Here is an 18,049-nt window from a genome sequence, read left to right as displayed (position 1 = left end):
TCGGCGAGGAGCAGCGCCGCGGCTCGGCGGCTCAGGCCCGGCCCGCTGCCCCGACGATCCGGCGGACCACGGACGAGGCCTGCTCCGGGTGCCGCTCCAGCCATGTGCCGACGTGCGCGCGGACCGCCTCCTCGACGCAGGAGCGCACCTCGGCGCCGCCCAGGAGCGTGCGGGTGGCTCCGCTGTACTCCGCCCGGTCCAGCTTCACCGACACGACCGCGGTGAGGCCCGCGCAGACCCGGTCGGCGTCCGGATCGGGGTCCGCCGCCGTCAGGAGGCGCCGCTCCCTCGCGTACGCCGTGAGCGCGGCCGCCAGTCCGGCGCGGAAGCCCTCCACGTGCGCGCCGCCCTCGTGGGTGGGACCGCTGTCGGCGAAGCTCCGGACGACCGTGCCTCCCGAGTCCCCCGCGTCGCGCCAGCGGAGGGCCACTTCCACCGTCCCCGCCATCCGCGGGTCCTCCACCTCGAAGGCGAGGATGTCCGGGTGGACGGGCGCGCCCTCGGCCGTGGTCTCCAGGAAGGCGACGAAGTCCCGTACCCCGCCCTCGAACCGCTCGGTCACGGCCCCGCTCGGAGGACGCTCGTCGGTGAGGGACAGGCGCAGGCCCCGGTTCAGGAGGGCGAGTGCCCTGAGGCTCTCCGCGAGTGCCTCGTACGAGCAGTCCGTCGTCTCGAACAGGTCCGCGTCCGGCCAGAAGGTGAGCGTGGTCCCGCTCCCCGTCGCGGGCCCGGCGGGCGAGGGCGGGGCGAGCGCGACGCCGCGCGCGTACTCCTGGACCTCGCGCACTCCGTCGCGCCGCACCTCGGCGACCAGTCGGCTCGACAGCGCGTTGACGGTGCTCAGCCCGACGCCGAAGAGGGCGAGCCGCAGCACCCGGCCGCTGCCCGGCTCCCACCCGGCGTACACGCGTGTCAGCTGGGCCTCCAGGCCGGGAGGGGAGGCGTCCCCAGCGCTTTCGAAGGGGACGCCGGGCCCGTCGTCGGCGACCCGGACGCCGCCGTCGGAGGTGAGCGTGACGTCCACGGAACCGGCACCGCGCGCCAGTGCCGCGTGCACGCCCGGACTCAGGGCTTCGCACACCATCTGGTGCAGACCGCGTGGCCCGGTCGATCCGACGTACATCCCCGGCCTCTTCCGGATGGCCTCGAGCCCTTCGATCACCTGGATCCGGGCGGTCTCGTCCGTGCGTGCGGCGTCGCTCATGAAGTCCCCTCCGACGGTGCTCTGCATGCCTCCGCCAGCCTAGGCGGATTCGCACGAAACACCAGGTCAGAGGGGTTGTGGCGAACGTCTGGGAGGGGAGGTGGGCGCCTGTCGGGAGGCGGTCGGCCCAGCGGTGGCCGACCCCCGTCGGAGGCCGTCCCCGGTGCCTCCCGAGCCCGTCACGGCACACGGACGGCGGGTACCGACGGCCCCTGATCGAAGACGTCGATAATCGGGGCATGGCGAACGAGAAACTCGGCGAGGCACTCCGGCTTCTGGGCATCGGCCAGGAGGGCGCCCGGGTCTATCTGACCCTCCTGGAGCACGGGCCCGCGCCGCTGAGTTCGATCGGTGCCGCGGCCGGGCTCGGGGGCGAGGCGCTGGCGGAGGCGTACCGCGAGCTGGTCGACTGCGGTCTGGCGAGCGCCGCCGAGGAGGGTTCCAACGTCGTGGCGCCGGTTCCACCGACCGCGGGTCTGGAGATCCTCGGGCGGCGCAGGGCGGCCGAGCTCGACGCGTCCCGGATCACCGTGGGGGGCGCGTTCGAGTCGTTCCGGCGGCACCGGCTCGCGGGCTACCACGATCCGCTGGTGGAGGTCGTGACGGGGGACGCGATCGGGCTCCGGATGCGTCAGGCGTGGACGAGCGCCCGGGAGCAGATCCGGCAGTTCGACTCGCCGCCGTACTTCCCCCTCGTCGGCGCGACGGACGACGCGCTGGCCACGCTGGCGCGCGGGGTGACGCAGCGGGTCGTGTACTCGCGGGAGTCCCTGGAGTTCCCGGGGCAGTTGGAGAACTCGATCGAGCCGTGCATCGAGGCCGGGGAGCAGGCGCGGGTCCTACCGTCGGTGCCGGTCAAGCTCGTGATCATCGACGACGCGTACGCCCTGGTCGCCCTGTCGATCAAGGAGACGGACGTGTACAACACGATGCTGGTCGTGCAGCCGTGCGGCCTGCTCTCCGCGCTCGTGGCGCTGTTCGAGCAGGCCTGGCAGAACGCGCTGCCGTTCCACGGCCGTTCGGCCCGGCCGGCGGGGCTGCTGCCCGCCGACCGGCGTCTGCTCCGGCTGCTCGCGGCCGGCGCGAGCGACGAGGTCATCGCCCGGGAGATCGGCGTCAGCCGTCGTACGCTCTTCCGCCGCGTGCAGGTCCTGATGGCCAGGCTCGGGGCTACGAGCCGGTTCCAGATGGCGCTGCAGGCGCAGCGGTCGGGGTGGCTGTGAGCGGTCCGGGGATCGCCGTCGCCTCCGCCTCCGCGGCGCGCTCGGCTCCGGTTCCCGCCTCGGCTCCGGCTGCCGCGCGCGGTGCCGGTCCCGCTTCCGCTCCCGCTCCCGCTCCCGCGAGCTGCTGCCACAGATAGGTGTGCACGAGCGCGCTGTTGTGGGCGGCCTGTTCGTTGTCTCCCGCGCCCGCGTGCCCGCCGCCGGTGTTCTCGTGGAAGAGCACCCGGTGGCCGAGCTCCCGCAGCCGGGCCGCCGTCTTCCGGGCGTGCCCGGGGTGGACGCGGTCGTCGCGGGTCGAGGTCATCAGCAGGACCGGCGGGTAGTCGCGGTCTGCCGCGAGCCGGTGGTACGGGGAGAGCGCGAGCAGGTGGGGGCGGTCGGCCTCGTCGTCGGGGTCGCCGTACTCGGCGATCCAGGAGGCGCCCGCGAGGAGCTTGTGGAAGCGGGTCATGTCGAGGAGCGGCACCTGGGCGACGATCGCGCCGAAGAGCTCGGGGCGGCGGGTGAGCATGGCGCCCATGAGGAGCCCGCCGTTGCTGCCGCCCTTGGCGCCCAGCATGGCCGGGGTGGTGACGCCCCGTGCGACGAGGTCCTCGGCGACGGCGGCGAAGTCCTCGAAGGCCCGGGGGCGTTCGGCGCCGAGCGCGGCCTGGTGCCAGTCGGGGCCGTACTCGCCGCCGCCGCGGATGTTCGCGATGACGTACGTGCCGCCGCGTTCCAGCCAGGCGCGGCCCGTCACACCGCCGTAGAAGGGGGTGAGGGAGACCTCGAAGCCGCCGTAGCCGTACAGCAGGGTGGGGCCGGGGCCGGGCGAGGTGGCCCGGTCGGGGCCGACGACGAAGTACGGGACGCGCGTGCCGTCCCGGGAGGTCGCGAAGTGCTGCTCGACGGTGAGGCCGGTGGGGTCGAAGTGGTGCGGGGCCTGCTTGAGGACCTCCGAGCCGCCGCCGATCCGCCCGTGGTGGAGGCTGGAGGGCTGGAGGAACCCGGACACGTCGAGGAAGTACTCGTCGGACACGTCGGGGTCGGTGTCGACGACGCCGACGGCGGACAGGGCCGGGACGCCGACGAGCGGCTCGCGCGTCCAGCCGCCGCCGGCGGCGGGGGTGAGGACCTCGATGTGGGTGCTGACGTCCCGCATCGTCTCCAGGAGGAGGTGGTTGCGGGTCCAGGTGTGCCCCGCGAGGGCGGTCCGGGCGTCGGGGGTGAAGAGCACGTCGGGCGTGCGGTCGCCCGCCAGGAAGGCGTCGAAGTCGAAGGCGAGCAGCGAGCCCGTCGGCTGTCCGAGCCACGCGGACTTGAGGGTGACGACCAGGTGGTGCCGATGGGCGTAGACGCTCGCGTCGTCGGGCACCTCGATCCGTACGCGGGTGCCGTCGGGGCGCAGGAGGTACGTCTCGCTGCGGAAGAAGTCCAGGGAGCGGCCGACGAACTCCCGCTCGAACCCGGGTGTGGTGTCCCGGTAGCCCCAGGCGGCCACGTCCGCCCGGTCGGCCTCGTAGACGAGGGCGGCGTCCTCGACGGGGGTGCCGCGCCGCCACCGGCGGACGGTCCGCGGGTAGCCGGAGTCGGTGAGCGAGTCCGGGCCGAGGTCCGTGCCGACGAAGACGGTGTCGTCGTCGACCCATCCGATCCGCGTCTTGGCCTCGGGCAGCCGGAACCCGTCGTCGACGAACTCCCTCGTGCCGAGGTCGAACTCGCGGACGACGACGGCGTCCCCGCCGTCGCGCGAGAGCCGCACCAGGGCCCGGTCGTGGTCGGGCCGGCGGACCCGCGCCCCGTCCCAGACCCACTTCTCGCCCTCGGCGTCGGCCAGCGCGTCGACGTCGAGGAGCACCTCCCACTCGGGGTCGTCCCTGCGGTACTGCTCCAGGGTCGTGCGGCGCCAGACTCCGCGCAGGTGGTCCGCGTCCCGCCAGAAGTTGTACAGGTGCTCACCGCGCCGCACGGTGTAGGGGATCCGGTCGGAGGAGTCGAGCACCTCCCGCAGCCGCGTCTTCAGGGCGCCGAACGCCTCTCCGCCGGTCACCGCTCCCGCGGTCTCCGCGTTACGTTCGGCCACCCAGGCCAGCGCGGCCTCTCCGGAGACGTCCTCCAGCCACAGGTACGGGTCGTCGTCGTGCAGGTTCGCCATGGGTCTACTTCCCGTCCTCGCGTCGCAGCCGCGCCGACAGATGGTGTTGCAGCGGCCGGCCCACCGCCGCCAGGTCGTGGAGGAACTCCAGGGTGTCCGCGTCCGCGAGGGTGTAGCGGCGGCGGGTGGCCTCGACGTGCTTGGCCGTGGGGGCGAGGGCGACCGTGTGCGTGGTGAGGTCGATCGCGCCGTTCTCGGCGCGGCCGACCAGGATCTCCGCGATGCCGGTGGGCTGGGTGATCAGCGCCTCGACGGTGCCCTCGGGCTTGAGGCGCCACCAGCCGCTCTCCCGCGCCGCGGGTCGCAGCGGGGTGCCGTCCGGGTCGATCAGCCAGGCGCGCGCCTCGTAGTGGAGGAAGGGGCGGCCGTCGTGGCTGAAGGTGACCTCCTGCGCGTACGTGAAGTCCTCGGCGAGCGTCGGGTACTCGCCCTGGCCGGTGCCGGTCCAGGTGCCGAGGAGCCCGGCCACCGGTGCGAGGAACTCGTGCGGGGCCGGTGCCGCGTCCGGCCGGAGGGCGTCGGGGTACGGAGGCTGCCGGTCGCGGTCGTTCATGGTGCGTACTCCTGGGTCGAGGCCTGTGCCGGAGGGCAGCTTAGGCCGACCGCCCTCCGGCGGGCCTCGTGGCACTCGTGACGGGCACCAGGGGTGTCGTGCCGATCAGGCCGGATCAGGGAGCGGTGCCAGACCCCGCGAGCCCGGCATGATCGACACGACACCCTCTAGCCGCGCCGGCTCCGTACCAGCAGGTAGAGGAAGTACGGCGTGCCGATGACCGCCGTCATCAGGCCCGCGCCGAGCTGGGCCGGGGCGATGACCGTACGGCCGACGAGGTCGGCGGTGCAGACGAGCGCGGCGCCGAGGAGGATCGCGACCGGCACCACGCGCGCGTGCCGGCGGCCGACCAGGGCGCGGGCCGCGTGGGGCGCGACCAGGCCCACGAAGCCGATCGTGCCGGCGGCGGCCACGGCGGTGGCGGTGAGCAGGACGGCCAGGGCGAGGAAGCCGAGGCGTGCGCGTCCCAGGCCGAGACCGAGGAGGCGCGGGGTGTCCTCGTCGAGCGAGACGAGGTCGAGCTCGGTGCGCCGGGCGAAGGCGAAGGCCGTGCCCGCGGCGAGGACGGCGACGAGGGGCACCGAGTCGGGCAGGGACCGCCCGTAGGTGGAGCCCGACAGCCAGGTGAGGGCCTTCGTCGCGTTGAACGGGTCGGTGAGGATGATCAGGAGGCTGATCAGGGCGGAGGCGGCGATGGCGACGCCGAAGCCGACGAGGACGAGCCGGTTCTGCTGGAATCCGCCCCGGGCGGCCAGTCCGAAGACGAGGACGGAGCTGGCGGCGGCGCCCGCGAACGCGGCGCCGGCCATGCCCCACGAGCCGGCGATGGGCACGGTCGTCACGAGGAGGACGGCGCCGAGCGCGGCGCCGCCGGAGACGCCCAGGATGCCGGGTTCGGCGAGCGGATTGCGGGTGACGGCCTGGACGAGGGTGCCGGCCAGGGCGAGCGCGGCGCCCGCGAAGAGGGCGGCGACGACGCGGGGCACCCGGGTGTCGAGGACGAAGGTGACGGTCCGGCCCGCCTGTCCCTGGGCCCAGTTCAGGACGTCGCCGAGGAGCAGCTTGCTGTCGCCGAGGAGGACGCCGGCGACGGCGACGGCGATCACCACGACGACCAGGACGGCGGTGACGGTGAGGAAGCGGGCCCTGCTCCTGATGCGGAGCCGCTCGGTGGCGGTGGCTCCGGCCGTGTCCCGGACGCGGATGGCCATGACGATCAGGAAGACGGCGCCGACCAGGCTGGTGACGACGCCGGTCGGCACGGAGACCGCCACGTCCGCCGGGACGACGGCGCGCAGCAGGACGTCGGAGCCGAGCACGAGGGCGGCGCCGGTGAGTCCGGCGGCGGGCAGGAAGCCGCGCTGCTTGGTGAAGCCCCGGAACCTGCGGGCGAGGGGCCGGACGATCGCGGGGGCGCAGAGGCCGACGTAGCCGACGGGTCCGGCGAGGGTGACGGCGGCCGTGGAGAGCAGGGCGGCGAGGACGACGGCGGTGACCCGGGTGGCGCGGACGGGCACGCCGAGGCCGCGGGCGGCGTCGTCGCCGAGGGCGAGGGCGTCGACCCGGCGGGCGAGGAGCAGCAGTCCGACGAGTCCGGTGACGGCGATCGGGGCCATCTGCAGGACGCCGTCGAAGCCGTTCTGGGAGATGCTGCCCTGGTTCCACTGGAAGAGGCCCTCGGTCTCCGCGGGGAACAGCAGGAGCAGGCCTTCGGTGACGGCGGTGAGGCCGAGGGTGAGGGCGCTGCCCGCGAGGACGAGGCGGACGGTTCCGGCGCCCAGGCCCGAGAGGGCGAGGACGACCGCGGCCGCGGCAAGGCCGCCGACGAAGGCGAGGGCGGAGGAGGCGAGCAGCGGGAGCGAGAGGCCGAACGCGGCGCCGAGGCCGAGCGCGAAGTAGGAGCCCGCGTTCACGGCGAGCGTGTCGGGCGAGGCGAGGACGTTGCGGCTGACGGCCTGGAGGGCGGCGCCCGCCAGGCCGAGGACGGCGCCGACCAGGAGGCCGGCGGTCATCCTCGGCAGGCGGGAGGCGATGACGACGGACGCGTCGGCCGGGTCGGCCTGGCCCGTGAAGGCCTTCCAGACCTCGGCCGCGCCGACCGCGGCGGTGCCTTGTGTGATGTCCACGAGCGCGAGGACCGCGACGAGGAGGACCAGGGCGGCCGTCACCGGGGCCGCGCCCGTCCGGGACGTGGCCGTCGGCGGACGGGTGGCGGGGGTGGTTGCGGTGACGGCCATGGGGTTACTTCGTCAGCGCGGCGACGACGGAGTCGACGTACTTGCTCATCGACTGGGGACCGCCGAACATCCAGATGCCGTCGGGAAGGCGGTGCACGTTGCCCTTCTTGACGAACGGCAGGGACGTCCAGACCTTGTCCTTGGCGAGGACGCCGGTGAACGGCGTGCTGCCGGCGTCGTCCTTGTTGCCGACGTAGGCGAACTGCACGTCACCGAGCTTGGTGAGGCCCTCGACGTCGGTGGTGCCGAGGCCGTAGGCCGGGTCGCCCTTGACGGTCCAGGCGTTCTTCAGACCGATCTTCTCGCTGACCGCGCCGATCAGCGAACCGCTGGTGTAGGGGCGGATGGAGACCTGGTTGGACATCACGTAGCCGTCGGCGAAGGCGTACTTCGTCCCGGCGAGACCGGCGTCGGCGAGGGCCTTCTTGCCCTCGTCGAGCTTGGCCTGGAAGTTCTTCTTGAGCTCCTCGGACTTCTGGGTGGTGCCGGTGGCCTTGGCGATGGCGTCGAGGTCCGCGTTCATCCGGCCGATCGGGTCGGCGGCGTCGGCGGCCTTCAGCGTCAGGACCGGGGCGACCTTGCGGAGCTGCTTCACGGCGGCCGGCGGCAGGTCGGTGGTGGCGACGATGAGGTCGGGCTTCAGGGCCGCGACGGTCTCCACGCTCGGCTCGCCGCGGGTGCCGATGTCCTTGGGCTCGTTCTTGAGCGGGACGGCGGTGTCCCAGGTCTTGTAGCCCTTGACGTCGGCGACGCCGACCGGGTCGACGCCCAGCGTGATCAGGTGCTCGACGACGTTCCACTCGGTGCCGACGACCTTCTTGGCGGGGCCGTCGAGCTCGACCTTCTCGCCCGTGTCGTCGGTGAGGGTGATGCGCTCGGTGCTCTTCTTCGCGTCGTCGGCGGCGGGCTCGGTGGTACCGCAGGCGGACAGGGCGAGGGCCGCGGTGGTGGCGGCCGCCGCGGTGAGGAGGAGTCGTCTCATGATGTGGTGCTGAGCCTTTCGCTTCGCGAGTGGTGGCGGCCTATCGCACGGGTGCGCAGCCGGCCGGTGAGTGGATCGGTGTCTACTTCGATGCGGATGCCGTACGTTCCGGTCAGCCGCTCGGGAGTCAGTACGTCCTCGGGGTCGCCGTCCGCGACGACCCGTCCCGCTTCGAGCAGGACGATCCGGTCGGCGACGGCCGCGGCCTGGTCGAGGTCGTGGAGGACGGCGCCGACGGCGATGCCGTGGTCGTCCGCCAGGTCGCGCATGAGGTCGAGGAGTTCGACCTGGTAGCGCAGGTCGAGGTAGGTCGTGGGTTCGTCGAGCAGCAGCACGCCCGTCTGCTGGGCGAGGCAGCCGGCGAGCCAGACGCGCTGGAGCTGTCCGCCGGAGAGGTGCTCGGCGCCGCGTTCCGCGAGTTCGGTGACGCCGGTCATGGCGAGCGCGCGGTCCACCGCCTCCGTGCCGTCCGGGTCGGCCTTGCCCCAGCGTCCCCGGTACGGGTAGCGGCCGAACTCGACCACGTCGCGCACCGTGAGCCCGCTGGGCGTGGGGCGGCCCTGGGTGAGCAGCGCGACATGGCGCGAGAACTCACGGGGGCTCAGCGCGAGGCCGTCGACGGACTCGTCGAGCACGAGCGTGGCGGTCCGGGGCTGCTGGAGCCGCGCGAGGGTGCGGAGCAGCGTCGACTTGCCGCTGCCGTTGGGGCCGACCAGGACGGTCACTTCGCCGGGGCGCAGCGTCATGGAGGCGTCGTGGACGACATCGACGCCGTCGTACGCCACGGTGACACCCGTGGCCGAGAGTTCATGACCGCGGGGACGAAGCGTCGCGTCGGTCTGTTCACCTGCTTGCACGTCGAGGAGGTTAGCCTAACCTTACCGATTGGCAAAAGGGGATCCTGAGTCGCGGACACAAGACGCATTCAGGCCAAGCTGATCTCCTCGTCCCGGTCCACCTCCTCCGGCACCGGACCCTGTCCACGCGCCACCGCGGCGCGTCCACGCTCCGAGACACCGTTGACCCCGGACCCGCGCCTCGCTACCTTCGCGCCATGTTGCGTACAGCCCTGCTCACCACGCGCGGTCACATCGACCTGCTGCGGGTGGCCTCCGCCGCGTGTCGCCGCGGCCGCTGACGCCCTTTCACACCCCTCCCGACGCGCCGCCGCACCGCCGGCACCGCGCGCCGCACCCGTGCCCCCGCTGACGCCCTGATCGCCGTCCGGCCGCGCTCACCCCGCGCCGCCCGCGGTCACTGACGCGTACCCGCACGCCCTCTCCCCGTCCCCTCCCCCGGAGTTCCGCCATGACGGTCGGCCATGCCCCACCCCATTCCCCGCCCGACATATCGCCTTTGCCGGATGTCGAACCCCTCACCCCCGATCGCGGCCCCGGCCGCACCCCCACTGTCCCCCGCTGGCTGCGGCGCACCGTGGGGCCCGTCCTGCTCCTCGCCCTGTGGCAGACGCTCAGCTCGACCGGGGTGCTGCCGGCCGACGCGCTCGCCTCGCCGGGGACCATCGCCCGGGCCGGCGGCGAGCTGATCGGCGACGGGACCCTCCCCACCGCGATGGGCGTCTCCCTGCGCCGGGTCGCCGCCGGACTGCTGATCGGCGGGATCGTCGGCATCGCGCTCGCCCTGGTCTCCGGGCTCTCCCGGCTCGGCGAGGACCTCGTCGACGCACCCGTCCAGATGCTGCGGACCGTGCCCTGGGTCGGCCTGATCCCGCTCCTCATCATCTGGCTGGGCATCGGCGAGGCGCCCAAGGTGGCGCTGATCGCGCTCGGCGTCGCCTTCCACCTCTATCTGAACGTGTACGCCGGAATCCGCGGCGTCGACGCCCAACTCGTCGAAGCGGGGCAGTCCCTGGGCCTCGGACGCTGGGGCCTCGTCCGGCACGTCGTACTGCCGGGCGCCCTGCCCGGGGCCATGACCGGGCTGCGGTACTCCCTCGCCACCGCCTGGCTGGCCCTGGTCTTCGGCGAGTCCATCAACGCCGACGCCGGCATCGGCTTCCTCATGAACCAGGCGCGGGAGTTCTTCCGCACGGACGTGATCGTCGTCTGCCTCGTCGTCTACGCCTTCCTCGGCCTTCTCGCCGACGCCCTCGTCCGTACTCTCGAAAGGCTGCTGCTGCAATGGCGACCGACCTTCACCGGGCAGTGACCGTCCAGGGCCTCACCCGTTCGTTCGACGGGCGACCGGTCGTCGACGGGCTCGACCTCACCCTGCACGCCGGGCAGTTCACCACGCTCCTCGGCCACAGCGGCTGCGGCAAGTCCACCCTCCTCCGGATCCTCGCCGGGCTCGACCGGGAGATATCCGGCACCGTCCTCGTCCCCCGCCGGCGCGCCGTCGCCTTCCAGGCGCCGCGCCTGATGCCGTGGAAGCGGGTCTGGCGCAATGTGCTCCTCGGACTGCCGGGGAAACCGGGCCGGGCGGTGGCGGAGAAGGCCCTGGCGGAGGTCGGGCTCGGCGACCGCTCGGGCGCCTGGCCGAAGACGCTGTCCGGCGGCGAGGCCCAACGGGCTTCCCTCGCACGGGCCTTGGTACGGGACCCGGACCTGCTGCTGCTCGACGAGCCGTTCGGGGCGCTCGACGCGCTGACCCGCATCAAGGCGCAGCGGCTGGTGGCCGAGCTGTGGCAGCGACGCGGCTGCACGGTCCTGCTCGTCACCCACGACGTGGACGAGGCACTGCAGCTCGCGGACCGCGCCCTGGTGATGCGGGACGGCGTCATCGCGTACGACACCGCCGTGGACCTGGACCGGCCCCGCTCCGCCGGCGATCCCGCCCTGGCCGCGCTCCGGACCCGCCTGCTGGCCGAACTGGGCGTCGGGGAGTCCGAGTTGGCCGGACACGCGGCCTGACCCCACCCCGACGCCTACGCCCGTACCCACCCCGACGCCCACGCTCATACCCACGCCGACGCCCATGCCCATGACCGGCCCCGGGCTCGTGCCCCTCACTCGTCCCGACCCCAAGGAGCGATCCCTGTGAAGTCCTTCCGCCTGTCCACCGCGGCGCTGCTCGTGCCCCTGGCGCTCCTCGCCTCCGCCTGCTCCGGGGCCTCCGCCGCCGGATCGTCCTCGAACTCCGACGGCAAGGGCTCCCTCGTCCTGAACGTCGGCGACCAGAAGGGCGGCGCCGAGGCGCTGCTGCGGGCCGCCGGTGAGCTGGACGACCTCCCGTACCGGGTCACATGGTCGACGTTCACGTCAGGACCACCCCTGCTGGAGGCGGTCAACGCCAAGGCCGTCGACATCGGCTCGGTCGGCAACACCCCGCCCGTCTTCGCCGCGGGCGCGAACTCGAAGATCACCGTGGTCGCCGCCACGCACGGCGACTCGGCGGGCGAGGCGATCCTCGTCGCCAAGGACTCGCCCCTGCGTAGCACCCGGGACCTCAAGGGCAGGAAGGTCGCCGTCGCCCAGGGCAGCTCCGCCCACTTCCAGCTCGTCGCCTCGCTCGCGAAGGCGGGGCTGAAGCCCGCCGACGTCCAGGTCACCCTGCTGCAACCGGCGGACGCGCTCGCCGCGTTCACCAGCGGCAAGGTGGACGCGTGGGCGGTCTGGGACCCGTACACCTCGCAGGTCCTGCTGAGCGGCAAGGGCCGGGTCCTCGCCGACGGGCGGGGACTCGTCAACGGCCTCGGCTTCCAGGTCGCCGCCCCTTCGGCGCTCGCCGACCCCGAGAAGGCCAAGGCCATCGGTGACTTCGTCGAGCGACTCCGGCGCGCCCAGGACTGGGTGTTCGACCACCCCGAGCCCTGGGCGAAGGTCTGGTCGAAGGAGACCGGACTGCCGTACGAGGTGGCGCTCGCCGCGGTGAAGCGCAGCAACGGCACCCGTATCCCGGTCGCCCTCGACGACGCCGCCATCGCCTCCGAGCAGAAGATCGCCGACACGTTCGCCGCCCTCGGGCTGATCCCGCGCACGTTCCGCTTCGCCGACTACGTCGACACCCGCTTCAACAAGGACCTGCCGCCGTCCACCACTCCGGCGCGCAGCTACGGAAAGGCCTCCTCATGACAGTCCATCTGCACTGGTTCCTGCCCACCGGCGGCGACGGCCGGACCCTGGTCGACCGGCACGCCTACACGGACGGCGGGATCACCCGGGACCGCGCCGTGTCCGGGGTGCGCGCCCCCGACATCGACTATCTGATCCAGATCGCCAAGGCGGCCGAGCAGCTGGGCTTCGAGGCCGTGCTGACGCCGACCGGCACGTGGTGCGAGGACGCCTGGCTCACCACGGTCGCGCTCGCCCAGCACACCGAACGGCTCAAGTTCCTGGTGGCGTTCCGGCCGGGGGTGATCTCTCCGGTGCTCGCGGCCCAGATGGCGTCCACGTACCAGCGGATCACCCGCGGCCGGCTCCTCCTCAACGTGGTGACCGGCGGGGACTCCGCCGAGCAGCGCCGCTTCGGCGACCACCTCGACCACGACCGGCGGTACGCGCGCACGGCCGAGTTCCTGTCGGTCGTGCGGGGTGCGTGGAGCGGGCGGCCCTTCGACTACGAGGGCGAGCACTTCCGGATCGAGGGCGGGCTGACCGCGCTGCCGCCGGACCCGCTGCCCGAGATCTTCTTCGGCGGATCCTCCGCCGCGGCCGGCCCGGTGGCGGCCGAGCACGCGGACGTCTATCTGACCTGGGGCGAGCCGCCGTGGCAGGTCAAGGAGAAGATCGACTGGATCCGCGGCCTCGCCGAGGAGCGCGGCCGTACGGTCCGCTTCGGCATCCGGCTGCACACGATCTCCCGCGACTCGGCGCGCGAGGCCTGGGCGACGGCCGACCGGCTGCTCTCCGATCTCGACGCCGAGACGATCGCCGCCGCGCAGCAGGTGCTGGGGCGGAGCGAGTCGGTCGGCCAGCAGCGGATGCTGGCGCTGCACGAGGGCGGCTCCCTCGGCCGCGACCGGCTGGAGATCTCCCCGAACCTGTGGGCCGGGGTGGGTCTCGTCCGGGGCGGCGCCGGCACCGCGCTCGTCGGCAGCCACGCCGAGGTCGCGGACCGGATCGAGGAGTACCACGACCTGGGTGTGGAGCACTTCGTCCTGTCCGGCTACCCGCATCTGGAGGAGGCGTACTGGTTCGGCGAGGGCGTGCGGCCGGAGCTGGCGGCGCGCGGTCTGCTGCCGACGGCCCTGCCGTCCCCGCTGCTCGGCGTCCCCGCCGCGAACGGCCGGCCGGCCTCGGCACCGGGGGGTGCTCCGCTGCTCGTGGCCGGCGGCCGGTAGGAAGCGGCCGCCGGGACAGCCCCGGCCGCGGGGCGCGGGACGGCTTCCGCCGCGGGGGCGCGGGAAGATCCGCGCCCCCGCCTCGGTTGGTAGAACCGTGAACGATTACGGGGTCGAAGAGTCAGGGACCGGGGCGGCGGCCGGGCAGCCGACGCCGATGGACGTCGTCGTCATCGGCGCGGGACAGGCCGGGCTCTCGGCCGCCTTCCATCTGCGTCGCGCCGGTCTGGAGCCGGACAGGGACTTCGTCGTCCTGGACCACGCCCCCCGGCCGGGCGGCGCCTGGCAGTTCCGCTGGCCCTCGCTCACGTACGGCAAGGTGCACGGCATGCACGCGCTGCCCGGCATGGAACTGACCGGCGCCGACCCCGCGCGGCCCTCCTCTGAGGTGATCGGCGGGTACTTCGACACGTACGAGCAGACCTTCGGCCTGCGCATCCACCGCCCCGTCGACGTCACGGCGGTCCGGGAGGGCGACGGCGGACGGACGGACGAGGCCGGGCGGCTCCTCGTCGAGTCCTCCGAGGGGACGTACGCCACCCGGGCCCTGATCAACGCCACCGGCACCTGGGACCGCCCTTTCTGGCCGCGCTACCCGGGACAGGAGACCTTCCGGGGGCGCCAGCTGCACACCGCCGGATACCCGGGCCCGGCGGAGTTCACCGGGAAGCGGGTCCTCGTCGTCGGCGGCGGGGCATCCGGCACCCAGCACCTGATGGAGATCGCGGACGTCGCCGCCGACACCTTCTGGGTGACCCGGCGCGAGCCGGTCTGGCGCGAGGGGCCGTTCGGGGAGATGGAGGGGCGGGCCGCCGTCGCGCTCGTGGAGGAGCGGGTCCGGCGGGGGCTGCCCCCGAAGAGCGTCGTCTCGGTCACCGGGCTCCCCCTCAACGACGCGATCCGGGCCGCACGCGCGCGCGGGATCCTGGACCGCCTCCCCATGTTCGACCGGATCACGCCGACCGGGGTGGTCTGGGACGACGGCCGGACCGTCGACGTGGACGTGATCCTCTGGGCGACCGGCTTCCGGGCGGCGATCGACCACCTCACCCCGTTGCGGCTGCGCGAGCCGGGCGGCGGGATCCGTGTCGAGGGCACCCGCGCGGCCCGGGACGAGCGCGTCCACCTCGTGGGGTACGGACCGTCGGCGTCGACGATCGGCGCCAACCGGGCCGGCAGGGCGGCGGTCGCGGACATCCGGCGCCTGCTGCGGCGCGAGGCCGCCACGACGGGGACCGCCCCCGCACGCGCGGAGGCCACCCCGGTCGCCGACTCGGAGGCCACCCCGGCGACCGTGGCCCCTCAGGTCGCCACCCCGGTGGCCGTCTCCGTGTGATCCCGGTCAGCCCTTCTCGGCACCCCGGTTGGCGTTGAACTCGGCCACATTGGCCTGGTGGGTCGCGTAGTCGGCGGTGAAGCGGGTGTCCCCGGGGGCCACCGTCACGAAGTAGAGCCAGTCGCCGTCCGCCGGACGGATGACCGCGTCGACGGCCTGGTCCCCCGGGTTGCCGATGGGCGACGGCGGCAGGCCCTTGCGCGCGTAGGTGTTGTACGGGCTCCGGAGCCGGGTGTCCTCGACCGTGGTGTCCACGGTGCTGCGTCCGAGCGCGTAGTTGAGCGTCGAGTCCATCTGGAGGGCCATGCCCCGGGCGAGACGGTTGTGGACGACCCGGGCGACCTTGGCCATGTCCTCCGGGTTGTCGGCCTCGGCCTGGACGACGCTGGCCGCGATCACCGTCTCGTACACGCTCATGCCGTGCGCCCGCGCGCCCTCGGCGATCCGGGCGGCCCCGAAGCGCTTCCCGGCCGTGTCGACCATGAAGCGGAGCAGCTCCTCGGGGGTCGTGGCGTCGAGGACGGGATACGTCGCGGGGAAGAGGTAGCCCTCGGGGTTTCCGCCGGCGGCCGCCGGCAGCGGGAGGGCGGTGGCGGACGCGGTCGCCGCCTTGCGGGTGGTGCCCTCGGGAAGTCCGAGCGACCGGTCGACGGCCCGGTAGACCTGGCCGGCCCGCCAGCCCTCGGGGACGAGGAGTGCCCGGGGCTGTTCGACGGCCGGTTCGTCCCGCGTCAGGAGCAGGGGGAGGGCGACGGCGACGGCCGCGGCGACGGCGACGAGGGCTCCGAGGAGGAGCGCCAGGCGACCGCGCCGGGTGAGCCGGGGCCGGCGTCGGGAGGGGCGGAGGCCCGGGGGAAGGGAGGGGCGGCGTGGGGGTGCGTACGGTGTCGGCGGCCGGTACGTCATGGCCGCACGCTAACCCGCCGGGTACGGGTTTTCGGGGAGCCCGCGCACGCGGCGGCGCCGCCGGTTCCCTGGGACGGGGAGCCGACGGCGCCGGGGCACTGCGATCGTCAGACGAGCCAGCCCAGGAAGTGGAGGACGCCGGCGAGCAGGTTGGTGATGACGTTCATGGGGGTGCTTCTCCTCGTACAGGTACATCAGTGGGACTGATGCTTCAGTGGGACTGCGCGGTCACGGTCTGCAGCCCTTCGATCGCGCACCGCAATCATCCGACGCCGTACGGGGGTTGAGCAACGAATGCCGGAACGATCACACGTTCTGGGGAACAACCGCTCCCACGTTCGCCTGTTCGGCTTCGGCGGTGGCGGCGTCCATGACGCCGGTGGCGCTCCGCGCGTCGCGCCGGACCAGGGCCGCGTACTTCCCGTCCCGGGCGAGCAGCTCCTCGTGCGTGCCGCGCTCCGCGATCCGGCCCGCCTCCAGGACGACGATCTGGTCGGCGTCGCGGACGGTGGAGAGCCGGTGGGCGATGGTGATCGTGGTGCGGCCGGCCGACAGGGCGTCGATGGCCTGCTGCACGGCGTGCTCCGTACGGGTGTCCAGGGCGCTGGTGGCCTCGTCGAGGATCAGTACGGGCGGGTCGCGCAGGATGGTGCGGGCGATGGCGAGGCGCTGCTTCTCGCCGCCCGAGAAGCGGTAGCCGCGCTCGCCGACCAGGGTGTCGTACCCCTCGGGCAGTGAGGCGATGTGGTCGTGGATCTGGGCGGCGCGGGCGGCCGCCTCGATCTCCTCGTCGGTGGCGTCCGGCTTGGCGAAGCGGAGGTTGTCGGCGACGGAGGCGTGGAAGAGGTACGTCTCCTGGGAGACGACGCCGACCGCGCGGGCGAGGCTGTCGAAGTCCAGGTCGCGCACGTCGACCCCGTCGAGGGTGACGCGGCCGCCGGTGACGTCGTAGAGCCGGGGCACCAGGTAGCTGAGGGTGGACTTGCCGGAGCCGGTGGGGCCGACGACGGCCAGGCTGCCCCCGGCGGGCACGGTCAGGTCGACGGCGTCGAGCGTGGGGCGGTCCCCGCCCTCGGGGTCGTAGCGGAAGTCGACCTTCTCGAAGGCGACCTCGCCGCGGACCTCGGCGAGCCGGACGGGCTCGGCGGGCTCGGTGATGTCCACGGGCAGGTCGAGGTACTCGAAGATGCGCTGGAAGAGCGCGAGGGACGTCTGGATCTGCACGCCGGTGGAGAGCAGGCTGACGGCGGGCCGGAAGAGGCCCTGCTGGAGCGAGACGAAGGCGACGAGGGTGCCGAGCGAGATGGCGGCCCCGCCGGAGCTGAGGGCGATGCCGGCGGCCCAGTAGATCAGGGCGGGCATGGCGGCCATGACGATGCCGATGGTGGACATCCGCCACCGTCCGGCCATGGAGGAGCGCACTTCGAGGTCGACGAGGCGCTCGGACTCCTCAGCGAAGGACTTGCTCAGGGAGTCGGCGCGGCCCATGGTGCGGCCGAGCAGGATGCCGCTGACCGACAGGGACTCGGTGACGGTCGCGGCCATGGCGGCCATCTGCTTCTGGCGCTGGGTGGTGATCCGCTTGCGCTCGTCGCCGACGCGGCGGCTGATCCACACGAAGACCGGCAGCAGGAGCAGCGAGACGAGGGTGAGGCGCCAGTCGAGGGCGAGCATCGCGGCGACGGTCGCGATGACGGCGGTGAGGTTGGAGACGAGGGAGGTGGCCGTGGAGGTCACGGTCGCCTGCATGCCGCCGATGTCGTTGGCGATGCGGGACTGGACCTCGCCGGTACGCGTGCGCGTGAAGAAGGCGAGCGGCATCCGCTGGAGCTGCTCGTAGACCCCGGTGCGCAGGTCGTGCATGACGCGCTGGCCGACGGTGGTGGAGATCAGGGTCTGGAGCACGCCGAAGACGCTGGTCAGCACGGCGGTGGCGATCATGCCGAGGACGAGCAGGCTGAGCAGCCCGGTGCGCCCCTCGGGGATCGCGGTGTCGAGGATCTCCTTGAGCAGGAAGGGTGAGGCGACGGTGACGAGCGAGGCGGCGCCGACGAGGAGGCCGACGAGCGCCAGGCGGGCACGGTAGGGGCGGAAGAGCCGCAGGATGCGCCCCAGCTGCGCGGGCTCCTTCGGCTGCGAGGAGTCGCGGGGCGGGGGCGTCCAGTCGGACTGGCCGTGGGGGCGCATGGGCTCCTTCGAGGGTTCGGCGATGTCGATGAGAGCTTAGCTCAT

The 18,049-nt window shown here is 73.4% G+C and carries 14 protein-coding genes; 6 read left to right on the top strand and 8 right to left on the bottom strand.

Annotated features, from left to right (window positions below):
• Positions 1 to 31 precede the first annotated feature (31 nt).
• Complete coding sequence (locus AMK27_RS01035; protein ID WP_073903775.1) at positions 32 to 1,204, bottom strand: ATP-binding protein; 1,173 nt, start codon at positions 1,202 to 1,204, stop codon at positions 32 to 34.
• A 239-nt stretch (positions 1,205 to 1,443) separates the two neighbouring features.
• Here AMK27_RS01035 and AMK27_RS01030 point away from each other — a divergent pair, with 239 nt between their 5' ends.
• A complete protein-coding gene (locus tag AMK27_RS01030; RefSeq protein ID WP_073902133.1) occupies positions 1,444 to 2,427 on the top strand; it encodes a helix-turn-helix domain-containing protein in 984 nt (327 codons plus the stop codon).
• Here AMK27_RS01030 and AMK27_RS01025 read toward each other — a convergent pair.
• The 5 genes from AMK27_RS01025 to AMK27_RS01005 form a co-directional block, all read right to left on the bottom strand.
• On the bottom strand, positions 2,375 to 4,561 hold the full coding sequence (locus tag AMK27_RS01025) for a prolyl oligopeptidase family serine peptidase (protein WP_073902132.1): 2,187 nt from the start codon (positions 4,559 to 4,561) through the stop codon (positions 2,375 to 2,377). The genes AMK27_RS01030 and AMK27_RS01025 overlap by 53 nt on opposite strands.
• A 4-nt stretch (positions 4,562 to 4,565) precedes the next feature.
• A complete protein-coding gene (locus tag AMK27_RS01020; RefSeq protein ID WP_073902131.1) occupies positions 4,566 to 5,114 on the bottom strand; it encodes an FABP family protein in 549 nt (182 codons plus the stop codon).
• A 167-nt stretch (positions 5,115 to 5,281) separates the two neighbouring features.
• A complete protein-coding gene (locus AMK27_RS01015) occupies positions 5,282 to 7,351 on the bottom strand; it encodes an iron ABC transporter permease (protein WP_073902130.1) in 2,070 nt (689 codons plus the stop codon).
• A gap of 4 nt (positions 7,352 to 7,355) precedes the next feature.
• Positions 7,356 to 8,333: an ABC transporter substrate-binding protein gene (locus AMK27_RS01010; protein WP_073902129.1), complete on the bottom strand. Its 978-nt coding sequence runs from the start codon at positions 8,331 to 8,333 to the stop codon at positions 7,356 to 7,358.
• Positions 8,330 to 9,190 (bottom strand): ABC transporter ATP-binding protein, encoded by an 861-nt coding sequence (locus AMK27_RS01005; protein WP_073902128.1) that lies wholly within the window; start codon positions 9,188 to 9,190, stop codon positions 8,330 to 8,332. The genes AMK27_RS01010 and AMK27_RS01005 overlap by 4 nt, the downstream gene beginning before the upstream one ends.
• A 451-nt stretch (positions 9,191 to 9,641) precedes the next feature.
• Between AMK27_RS01005 and AMK27_RS01000 the strand changes: the two genes are divergently transcribed.
• The 5 genes from AMK27_RS01000 to AMK27_RS00980 all read left to right on the top strand — a co-directional run bounded on the left by AMK27_RS01000 (position 9,642) and on the right by AMK27_RS00980 (position 14,911).
• Positions 9,642 to 10,502 (top strand): ABC transporter permease, encoded by an 861-nt coding sequence (locus AMK27_RS01000; protein WP_198955780.1) that lies wholly within the window; start codon positions 9,642 to 9,644, stop codon positions 10,500 to 10,502.
• Positions 10,475 to 11,206 (top strand): ABC transporter ATP-binding protein, encoded by a 732-nt coding sequence (locus tag AMK27_RS00995; protein ID WP_073902127.1) that lies wholly within the window; start codon positions 10,475 to 10,477, stop codon positions 11,204 to 11,206. The genes AMK27_RS01000 and AMK27_RS00995 overlap by 28 nt, the downstream gene beginning before the upstream one ends.
• A 126-nt stretch (positions 11,207 to 11,332) precedes the next feature.
• Positions 11,333 to 12,367, top strand: coding sequence for an ABC transporter substrate-binding protein (locus AMK27_RS00990; protein WP_073902126.1), 1,035 nt, complete (start codon positions 11,333 to 11,335; stop codon positions 12,365 to 12,367).
• Positions 12,364 to 13,575: an LLM class flavin-dependent oxidoreductase gene (locus AMK27_RS00985; protein WP_073902125.1), complete on the top strand. Its 1,212-nt coding sequence runs from the start codon at positions 12,364 to 12,366 to the stop codon at positions 13,573 to 13,575. Before AMK27_RS00990 ends, AMK27_RS00985 begins: the two co-directional genes overlap by 4 nt.
• Before the next feature lie 157 nt (positions 13,576 to 13,732).
• On the top strand, positions 13,733 to 14,911 hold the full coding sequence (locus AMK27_RS00980; protein WP_073902124.1) for an NAD(P)-binding domain-containing protein: 1,179 nt from the start codon (positions 13,733 to 13,735) through the stop codon (positions 14,909 to 14,911).
• A 6-nt stretch (positions 14,912 to 14,917) separates the two neighbouring features.
• Here AMK27_RS00980 and mltG read toward each other — a convergent pair whose 3' ends face one another.
• Positions 14,918 to 15,817 (bottom strand): endolytic transglycosylase MltG, encoded by a 900-nt coding sequence (gene mltG, locus AMK27_RS00975; protein ID WP_073902123.1) that lies wholly within the window; start codon positions 15,815 to 15,817, stop codon positions 14,918 to 14,920.
• 306 nt (positions 15,818 to 16,123) lie between these two features.
• Positions 16,124 to 18,004, bottom strand: coding sequence for an ABC transporter ATP-binding protein (locus AMK27_RS00970; RefSeq protein ID WP_073902122.1), 1,881 nt, complete (start codon positions 18,002 to 18,004; stop codon positions 16,124 to 16,126).
• Positions 18,005 to 18,049 lie beyond the last annotated feature (45 nt).

This window comes from Streptomyces sp. CB02009 (genome assembly GCF_001905825.1).
In the GTDB taxonomy this organism is placed as follows: domain Bacteria; phylum Actinomycetota; class Actinomycetes; order Streptomycetales; family Streptomycetaceae; genus Streptomyces.
The sequence above is the reverse complement of the archived record's forward strand: the minus strand, read 5'-3'. Positions and strand labels throughout refer to the sequence as shown.

Bases quoted from the DNA above. Each gene is read 5' to 3' on its own strand.
- AMK27_RS01035 (WP_073903775.1), bottom strand. From the start codon at position 1,204: ATGAGCGACGCCGCACGCACGGACGAGACCGCCCGGATCCAGGTGATC.
- AMK27_RS01030 (WP_073902133.1), top strand. From the start codon at position 1,444: ATGGCGAACGAGAAACTCGGCGAGGCACTCCGGCTTCTGGGCATCGGC.
- AMK27_RS01025 (WP_073902132.1), bottom strand. From the start codon at position 4,561: ATGGCGAACCTGCACGACGACGACCCGTACCTGTGGCTGGAGGACGTC.
- AMK27_RS01020 (WP_073902131.1), bottom strand. From the start codon at position 5,114: ATGAACGACCGCGACCGGCAGCCTCCGTACCCCGACGCCCTCCGGCCG.
- AMK27_RS01015 (WP_073902130.1), bottom strand. From the start codon at position 7,351: ATGGCCGTCACCGCAACCACCCCCGCCACCCGTCCGCCGACGGCCACG.
- AMK27_RS01010 (WP_073902129.1), bottom strand. From the start codon at position 8,333: ATGAGACGACTCCTCCTCACCGCGGCGGCCGCCACCACCGCGGCCCTC.
- AMK27_RS01000 (WP_198955780.1), top strand. From the start codon at position 9,642: ATGACGGTCGGCCATGCCCCACCCCATTCCCCGCCCGACATATCGCCT.
- AMK27_RS00995 (WP_073902127.1), top strand. From the start codon at position 10,475: ATGGCGACCGACCTTCACCGGGCAGTGACCGTCCAGGGCCTCACCCGT.
- AMK27_RS00985 (WP_073902125.1), top strand. From the start codon at position 12,364: ATGACAGTCCATCTGCACTGGTTCCTGCCCACCGGCGGCGACGGCCGG.
- AMK27_RS00980 (WP_073902124.1), top strand. From the start codon at position 13,733: ATGGACGTCGTCGTCATCGGCGCGGGACAGGCCGGGCTCTCGGCCGCC.
- mltG (WP_073902123.1), bottom strand. From the start codon at position 15,817: ATGACGTACCGGCCGCCGACACCGTACGCACCCCCACGCCGCCCCTCC.
- AMK27_RS00970 (WP_073902122.1), bottom strand. From the start codon at position 18,004: ATGCGCCCCCACGGCCAGTCCGACTGGACGCCCCCGCCCCGCGACTCC.